Source organism: Frankia sp. R82 (assembly GCF_023716925.1).
GTDB lineage: Bacteria > Actinomycetota > Actinomycetes > Frankiales > Frankiaceae > Frankia.
Genome location: NZ_JAMQQG010000229.1, coordinates 1 through 7,902 on the forward strand (window position 1 = coordinate 1; position 7,902 = coordinate 7,902).

Sequence of the window (7,902 nt, forward strand, 5' to 3'; positions counted from 1 at the left end):
GCCTCGGCGTCGGTGCCACCGCGCCGAGCACCGGAGCGGGCGCCCAGGTGGGGTCGGGCAGCGCGAGTCTCGGCGCCGCCGTACCGGGCGCGGGTGTCGCCGCCAGCGCCGGGCCGAACGGCGTCGGTCTCGGGGCCAGCGTGGCATCGACACCGCGGCGCTGAACCTCGGTGCCGCTGGCACTCGGTGCCGCTGTCCTGGGATCTGGCCGTCGAGCACGCCCGGCGGTGACGCCACGAGGAACGCTGGGCTCAGGGGCGGCAGTCGCCACTGCTGTTCAGCAGGACCGACACGGTGCTGCCGCGGCCGTTCGCGACGACCACGTCGTCACGATCGTCCCCATCGCCCCGAAAGTCCCCGGTCTTCACCGCGGACGGGCCCGGACCAACGGGATAGACCTTCGGCGGCCCGAGCCCGCCCTGGCCGTCGCCGAGCAGGATGGACACGGTTTCGTTTCCCTGGTTGGTGACGACCACGTCGCGGTCTCCGTCGCCGTTGAGCTCGCCGGTCTCCACCCCGGAGGCTCCTGGGCCGGAGAAGTAGGTGCGCGGCGGCTGGAAGGTGCCGTCCCCGTTGCCCAGCAGGACCGACACCGTGGCGTTTCCGGCATTGGTGACGATCAGGTCGTTGGCGTCGTCCCCGTTCTCCTTCCCCACCGTCACCCCGGACGGGCCGGGCCCGGTGAGGTAGACCTGCGGACCGCGCAGGCTGCCGTCGCCGTCGCTCGCGAACACCGAGACCGTGCCGTTGCCGGTGTTCGCGACGGCCAGGTCGGCGACGCCGTCCCCGGTGAAGTCGTCCGCCCCCAGCGAGGACGGGCTCGGCCCGCTGGGATACGACATCGGGAGCTGGAAGGTTCCGTCCCCGTTGCCCAGCAGCACCGAGATCGTGCCGTCGAAGCTGTTGGCGGTGGCCAGATCGACGATGCCGTCCCCGCTGACATCCACGGCCCGCAGGCCGCCCGGCCCGCTCCCGGTGAGGTACGGCACCGGGGGCCGGAAGGTTCCGTCGCCATGGCCCAGCAGCACCATGACCGTGTTGTCGTACCGGTTCGTCACGGCGAGGTCCAGGTGGCCGTCCCCGTCGAAATCCGCCGCCCGCACCCCGGCCGGACCGGATCCGGTGAGATGGGTGAGCGGCGGTCGGAAGGTGCCGTTGCCGTTGCCCAGTAGGACCGACAGCGTGTTGTTGCCGGTGTTGGTGACGGCCAGGTCGGCGTGGCCGTCCCCGGTCAGGTCGTCGATGACGAGGGCGACCGGGCCGGGGCCGGTGAGGTAGTCGGTCGACCCACGCGGTGTGGCGGCCTGGGCCATGGCGGCCATGGCAATGATCCCGGGCAACGGCAGCGCCGCCACCAAGAGCAGACGCAGGGGTCGTGGCACGGGCCTCATGGTGGCCCGGCGATGCCGGGGAGGGCGGCAGCGACACCCTCGGCCTCGGGAGCCCAGCCCGGCACGCCGAGGTTCGCCGCGGTGTCAGCTGGCCGGGCGGGCCTCCATGGAGTAGTTGAGGCGTCCGCCGGCAACCGAGGTCACCGTCATCGTGACGTTGTACACCTCGCCCGTGGGCACGACCGTTGTGCAGACCGTCCGGGTGCCGGCCACCGCCACCAGGTCGCCGGGGCATGTGACCGAGAACTGCTCCCCGGTCTGCGCCTGCAGATCTCTGGCCAGGGCGGCCTCGATGTCCGCCTTGGCCACCGTGATCGGGCCGCTCGAGGCCGTCGGCGTCGGCTCCGGCGTGGCGCTTTGCGTCGCTGGTTGCGGTGTGGCGCTCGGCGTCGGCGTCACGTCCGCCGCGATCGTCGCCGTGGCGGCGATCGTCGCGGGCACCTCGGGCGCTGACCTGCTCGCGGCCGGAGTCGCGGTGTCGCCGTCCGAATCCGAGCAGCCGGACATCCCGAACCCGAACGCGACGAGTGCCGCCGCCGCGACCACCGTCCCACCGCATCGCCGGGCCGAACCCGCCGAGTGCCGTCGCTGGCTGCCCGACGCCGGGTTTTCCGACCCGTCGTCGACCAGACGCCCAGAAGCACTCGCAGCGATCGTGAACCGCATGGCCATCCCCCATCCCCCAAGGCCGGGCACACCCGGATGGTGCCTGTCCGGACCAGACGGTCAAGGACCATCCGGGACCGGAGTATCCACATCAGAAGAAACCGGTGACATCGACCAGCCGCAGGCAAATCTACACACGAACACCCGGCGGAAAGAAGTAACGGCCCAGGTCAGGCGGTATCGAGCACTCGCTGTGAACGCACCGGACAGGTCGGTGACGTAACCGGGACCACCGCCCTCGCGGGGTCTGGCACACCGAGGGGCGTGTCGACAGCGGGTTGACCGGCGTCAGGGGGATCGTTGTCTCCCAGGCCGAGCAGAGCGGCTGACCCGTGGCTGGACGTCCACTCCCGTCGCCGGTTTCGAGGCCGGCAGGGGGGTAGGTCCCTCGCGCCGGCGCGTGGTCCCGGGCCGCGACGCCGAGCTCGACGTGACGAGTTCACCGGGCAGGTCGAGTTCACCGGGAAGAGGAGTCATGGGACAGACGGTCGGTGACGAGATCCTCGCCCGCCTGCGCGAGTGGGGCGTCGAGTACGTGTTCGGCTATCCGGGCGACGGGATCAACGGTCTGCTCGCCGCGTGGGGCCGTGCGGACGACAGTCCGCGGTTCGTCCAGGCTCGCCACGAGGAGATGGCCGCGTTCGCCGCGGTCGGCTACGCGAAGTTCGCCGGGCGGGTGGGCGTGTGCGCGGCGACGTCCGGTCCGGGGGCGATCCACCTGCTCAACGGCCTGTACGACGCGAAGCTCGACCATGTGCCGGTGGTCGCCCTGGTGGGTCAGACGAACCGGTCCGCGATGGGTGGCTCCTACCAGCAGGAGGTCGACCTGCTGAGCCTGTTCAAGGATGTCGCCAGCGCCTATGTGCAGATGGTGACCGTCCCCGAGCAGCTGCCGAACGTGCTGGACCGGGCGATCCGGATCGCGCTCGCCGAACGTGCGCCCACCTGCGTGATCATCCCTGCCGACGTGCAGGAGCTGGACTACTCTCCGCCGACGCACGACTTCAAGATGGTGCCCTCCAGCCTCGGCACCCACTGGCCTGCCGTCTCGCCGGACGACGTCGGCGTACGGGCGGCGGCGGACCTGCTGAACGCGGGGACGAAGGTCGCGATCCTGGCCGGCCAGGGCGCCCGCGGTGCGCGCGGTGAGCTGGTCGAGGTGGCGGACCTGCTCGGCGCCGGCGTCGCCAAGGCGCTGCTGGGCAAGGACGTGCTCCCCGACGACCTGCCGTTCGTCACCGGCGCGATCGGGCTGCTCGGCACCCGGCCCAGCTACGAGCTGATGCGCGACTGCGACACCCTGCTGACCGTCGGCTCGAACTTTCCGTACAGCCAGTTCCTGCCCGAGCTGGACCAGGCCCGGGCCGTCCAGATCGACGTCGACGCCCGCTATCTCGGCCTGCGCTACCCGTACGAGATCAACCTGGCCGGCGACGCCGCCGCGACGCTGCGCGCGCTGATCCCGCTGCTCACCCGCAAGCAGGATCGCTCCTGGCGGGAGACGGTGGAGACCAACGTCGCCCGCTGGTGGGAGACGGTCGAACGGGAGGCCCGGGTCGACGGGAAACCGATCAACCCGATGCTGCTGTTCTGGGAGGCGTCGACCCGACTGCCCGACAACGCGATCCTCGCCGCCGACTCCGGCTCGGCCGCCAACTGGTATGCCCGCGACCTGCGCTTCCACGGGAACATGCGCGGCTCGCTGTCGGGCACGCTCGCCTCCATGGGACCGGCGGTGCCCTACGGCATCGGGGCGAAGTTCGCCCACCCCGACCGGCCCGTGGTGGTGTTCGAGGGCGACGGCGCCATGCAGATGAACGGCCTCGCGGAGCTCATCACCATCGCACGGTACTGGCGGGAGTGGGCCGATCCCCGACTGGTCGTCGCCGTGCTGCACAACAACGACCTCAACCAGGTCACCTGGGAGATGCGGGCGATGCAGGGCGCGCCGAAGTTCGCCCAGTCGCAGAGCCTGCCCGAGGTGAACTACGCGGCCTTCGCCGCATCCATCGGCCTGACGGCCATCGCCGTCGACGAGCCGGGGCAAATCGGCCCGGCCTGGGACGCGGCGCTTGCCGCCGACCGGCCGGTCGTGCTCGACGTCCGCACCGACCCGGACTTCCCGCCCATCCCGCCGCACGCGACCTTCGAGCAGGCCAGGGCCACCGCCGCGGCGCTGCTCAAGGGCGACGAGAACCGCTGGGGCGTCGTGTCGGCCGGCCTGCGCGCCAAAGCCCAGGAACTACTGCCACACCGCGGCTGACCACGGCCACGCCAGCCGAGGTCCGCACAAAGGAGTCCACATGCGCGCATCCGAACAGATACTCGACCGGCTCGAACGCGAGCCCGCCCTGGATCCGGTGGCCGAACGCGTCAGCGCGTTCTGGTCGACGGTGCTGAGGTCACCTCGGCTTCGTGATCTCCTCAGCGGACGGCGGATCGGACACCCGCTGCACCCCGCGGCCGTCCTCGTCCCGGCGGGAACACTGCTGGGCGCGACCGCGCTCGACCTCACCCGCGATCCGGACCTGCGCCCGGCAGCGCGCCGGCTCATCGGGATCGGCCTGCTCAGCGCCGCCCCCGCGGCGGTCGCCGGCTGGTCGGACTGGCTCGACACCGAGGACGCCGAACGCCGGGTCGGGCTGGTGCACGCGGCCTCCAACGTCGTCGGTATCGCCAGCTATGCGACCTCGTGGTGGCAGCGCCGGCGCGGCGGGACCGGGTTGGCCGCGGGGCTGACCGGGGCCGCCGCCCTCGGCCTCGGCGGCTGGCTGGGCGGCCACCTCGCCTACGCACTCGGCGTCGGTGTCGACACGACCGCGTTCCAGCACGGCCCCGCCGAGTGGACGGACGTGCTTGCCGCCAGCGAGGTCACGACGGCGCTGCACCAGGTTGACGTCGGCGCGGTGTCAGTGCTGCTGACCAGGGTCGACGGCCGGGTCGTCGCGATCGACAACCGGTGCACCCACCGGGGCGGTCCGCTGGCCGACGGCGAGCGCGACGGCGACTGTGTGGTCTGCCCGTGGCATGCGAGCCGGTTCGACCTGATCTCCGGGGCGCCCCTCCAGGGTCCGGCGAGCCGACCGCAGCCGGTGTACGAGGTGCGCGAGGTCGACGGGCGGGTCGAGATCCGCCGTACGGAGGTCCGCGCGCTGCGCACCAACCCCGTCGGCCCGCAGCCCGCCCGCGCGCTCGCCGGCCGGCACTGATTCCGGGACTCCGCTGCGGCCACCCGCCGCGCCCGGTGTACTTCTGGCGGTGTTCTCAGCCAGGGGCGTCGGCCGCGGCGGGTGCGGAGGTGGCCAGCACAGGGGCGTGGTCGGTGTCGACCAGTGTGCCGTCGAGGTCGACCAGGACAGCGGGAGCAGTCAGGGATTCAGCACGACCTTGACGCAGTCGTCCTGCTTCTTCTGGAAGATCTCGTAGCCGTGCGGCGCCTCGGCGAGCGGAAGGCGGTGGGTCGCGAACCTCTCGACTCCGAGCACGTCGTCGTCGGTCAACAGCGGAAGGATCTGGTCGGTCCACCGGCGCACGTGCGCCTGGCCCATCCGCAGCTGCACCCCCTTGTCGAACAGGTCCATCATCGGCATCGGGTCCAGCTCGCCGCCGTACACGCCGGACAGCGACACCGTCCCGCCGCGGCGCACCGCCCGGATCGCCGTGTGCAACGCCGTCAGCCGGTCCACCCCGAACCGCTCGGTCAGCGGCCGGGCGAGCAGGTCCGGCAGCCGACCGACCGCCGCCTGCGCGGCCTTTCCCAGCGGCGCGCCATGCGCCTCCATGCCGACCGCGTCCACCACCGCGTCCGGCCCACGCCCGCCGGTGAGGTCGACGAGCCGGGCGGCGACATCGTCGACCTCGCCCAGATCGACGACCTCGGCACCGAACGCCGCGGCCAGCCGCAGGCGGGTCGAGACCCGGTCGACCCCGATCACCCGGATGTCCCGAGGTGCATCCGCCCGAACCCCGCCGACGCCCACGTGCCGGGCAACCCGGACGCACATCTGGCCCACCGGCCCGAGCCCGAGCACGGCGACCGTCCCGCCGTCGGGGACGTCGGCGTAGGCGATGGCCTGCCAGGCGGTCGGCAGGATGTCGGAAAGGTAGAGAAACCGCTCGTCCGGCGGCCCCGACGGCACCTTCAGCGGCCCGAACTGGGCCTGCGGCACGCGCAGGTACTCCGCCTGCCCACCGGGAACCGCGCCGTACAGGGCGGTGTAGCCGAACAGCGCGGCGCCCTTGCCCGCGGCCCGCACCTGCGTGGTCTCGCATTGCGCGAACAGGCTTCGGTCGCACATCCAGCAGCTGCCGCACGAGATGTTGAACGGCACCACCACACGGTCCCCGGGGCGTAGTCCGCTCACCTCGGAGCCGACCTCCTCGACCACGCCCATCGGCTCGTGACCCAGAATGTCCCCCGGCCGCAGGAACATCCCGAGCACCTCGTACAGATGCAGGTCAGAGCCGCAGATCGCGCTGGACGTCACGCGGATGACTGCATCCGTGGGCTCCGTCACCTGGGGATCGGGAACCTCCTCCACCCGGACGTCCCGCCGTCCCTGCCAGGTCAACGCCTTCATGGGTCTCCATCCTTTCCGGACCGCTGTCCCGCTGTCCCGGTGTCCCGCTTCGGGCTGTCGCCGATCTGCTCGCCGGCTCGAGCCGGGCGCCGTCGGGGGCGACCCGCCTCCTGCCCGGCGTGGCGAACTCGCACCTGGGTTACCCCCTCGCCGGGTCGCCACCCAGGAGACGTCCGACATCTGCCGGCGGGAGTTAACCGGGGCGGACCGGGAAGGCCCGCGGCATGCGTGTCGCGATCGTCGGAGCCACCGGAAACATCGGTTACGCCCTGCTGCACACCCTGCTGGCGGATTCGTCCGTCGAGGAGGTGGTCGGGATCGCGCGGCGGCTGCCCACCGATCCGGTCGACGCCCGCGTGCGCTGGACCTCGATCGACATCGCCGATCCGGACGCCGCCGCGCCGCTGACCGAGGCCTTCCTCGGCTGCTCGGCGGTGGTCCACGTGGCCTGGCTGATCCAGCCGAGCCGCCGCCGGGACCTGATGCGGGCGACGAACGTGGACGGCAGCGCCCGCGTCCTCGAGGCGGTCCGGGCCGCTGCCGTGCCCGCGCTCGTCTACGCCTCGTCGGTCGGCACCTACGCGGCCGCGCCGGTGGACGTCGACGGTTCGAAGGGGGGCCTTCTGCGCGCGGAGGACTGGCCGACGACCGGCATCCCGACGTCCGCGTACAGCCGGCACAAGGCGGAGGTGGAGCGTCTGCTCGACCGGTTCGAGCTGACCTTTCCGGCCTGTCGGGTGGTGCGGATCCGGCCCGGCATCGTGCTCTCCGGTACGACCGCCGCCGCCCAGACCCGCTACTTCGTCGGACCGCTGCTGCCTCGCCGCACGCTTGGCGCGCTGCTGCGCGGACGCAGACGTGGGCGGCTACCGCTGGCTCCCGCCGTGCGCGGCCTGGAGTTCCAGGTGGTGCACACCGAGGATGCCGCGACCGCGTTCGCCGCCGCGGTCCGAGCGGACGTGCGCGGTCCCTTCAACGTGGCCACGACCCCGGTGGTGGATCCGCGTTCCCTACCCGCAATGATCGGTGGACGGCCGGTTCGGCTGCCCGCGAAGCTCGTGCGCGGGCTGGTCTGGCTCGGCTACCGGGCCCGGCTGGTCCCGATCGACGAGGGGTGGATCGACCTGGCTCTGGGGGTCCCGCTGATGGATACCGGCCGGGCCCGAGACCAGCTCCGCTGGCGGCCGGAGCATGACGCCGGCTCGGTCCTGCGCGCCTGGCTGGCCGGCGCCGCGGCGGGCGCCGGCCGCGCGACGCCCGTCCTG

At 72.4% G+C, this 7,902-nt stretch carries 6 protein-coding genes; 3 read left to right on the forward strand and 3 right to left on the reverse strand.

The annotated features are described in order from the left end of the window. Positions 1-251 precede the first annotated feature (251 nt). Complete coding sequence (locus tag ND747_RS18990; protein WP_251735081.1) at positions 252-1,382, reverse strand: VCBS repeat-containing protein; 1,131 nt, start codon at positions 1,380-1,382, stop codon at positions 252-254. Positions 1,383-1,475: 93 nt separating this feature from the next. Continuing rightward, a complete protein-coding gene (locus ND747_RS18995) occupies positions 1,476-2,063 on the reverse strand; it encodes a DUF4333 domain-containing protein (RefSeq protein WP_251735083.1) in 588 nt (195 codons plus the stop codon). Positions 2,064-2,532: 469 nt separating this feature from the next. Here ND747_RS18995 and ND747_RS19000 point away from each other — a divergent pair, with 469 nt between their 5' ends. Both ND747_RS19000 and ND747_RS19005 read left to right on the forward strand, forming a co-directional pair. After that, positions 2,533-4,320 (forward strand): thiamine pyrophosphate-requiring protein, encoded by a 1,788-nt coding sequence (locus ND747_RS19000; protein WP_251735085.1) that lies wholly within the window; start codon positions 2,533-2,535, stop codon positions 4,318-4,320. A gap of 40 nt (positions 4,321-4,360) precedes the next feature. Continuing rightward, positions 4,361-5,266, forward strand: coding sequence for a non-heme iron oxygenase ferredoxin subunit (locus ND747_RS19005; RefSeq protein ID WP_251735087.1), 906 nt, complete (start codon positions 4,361-4,363; stop codon positions 5,264-5,266). 159 nt (positions 5,267-5,425) lie between these two features. Here ND747_RS19005 and ND747_RS19010 read toward each other — a convergent pair whose 3' ends face one another. After that, the gene (locus ND747_RS19010) at positions 5,426-6,637 is read right to left on the reverse strand and encodes a zinc-dependent alcohol dehydrogenase (RefSeq protein WP_251735089.1); all 1,212 of its coding nucleotides are present in this window, start codon (positions 6,635-6,637) and stop codon (positions 5,426-5,428) included. Between the two features lie 224 nt (positions 6,638-6,861). On the opposite strand from ND747_RS19010, the gene ND747_RS19015 reads away from it, so the two are divergent. After that, the coding region (locus ND747_RS19015; RefSeq protein WP_251735091.1) for an NAD-dependent epimerase/dehydratase family protein at positions 6,862-7,902 on the forward strand (1,041 nt) is incomplete at its 3' end.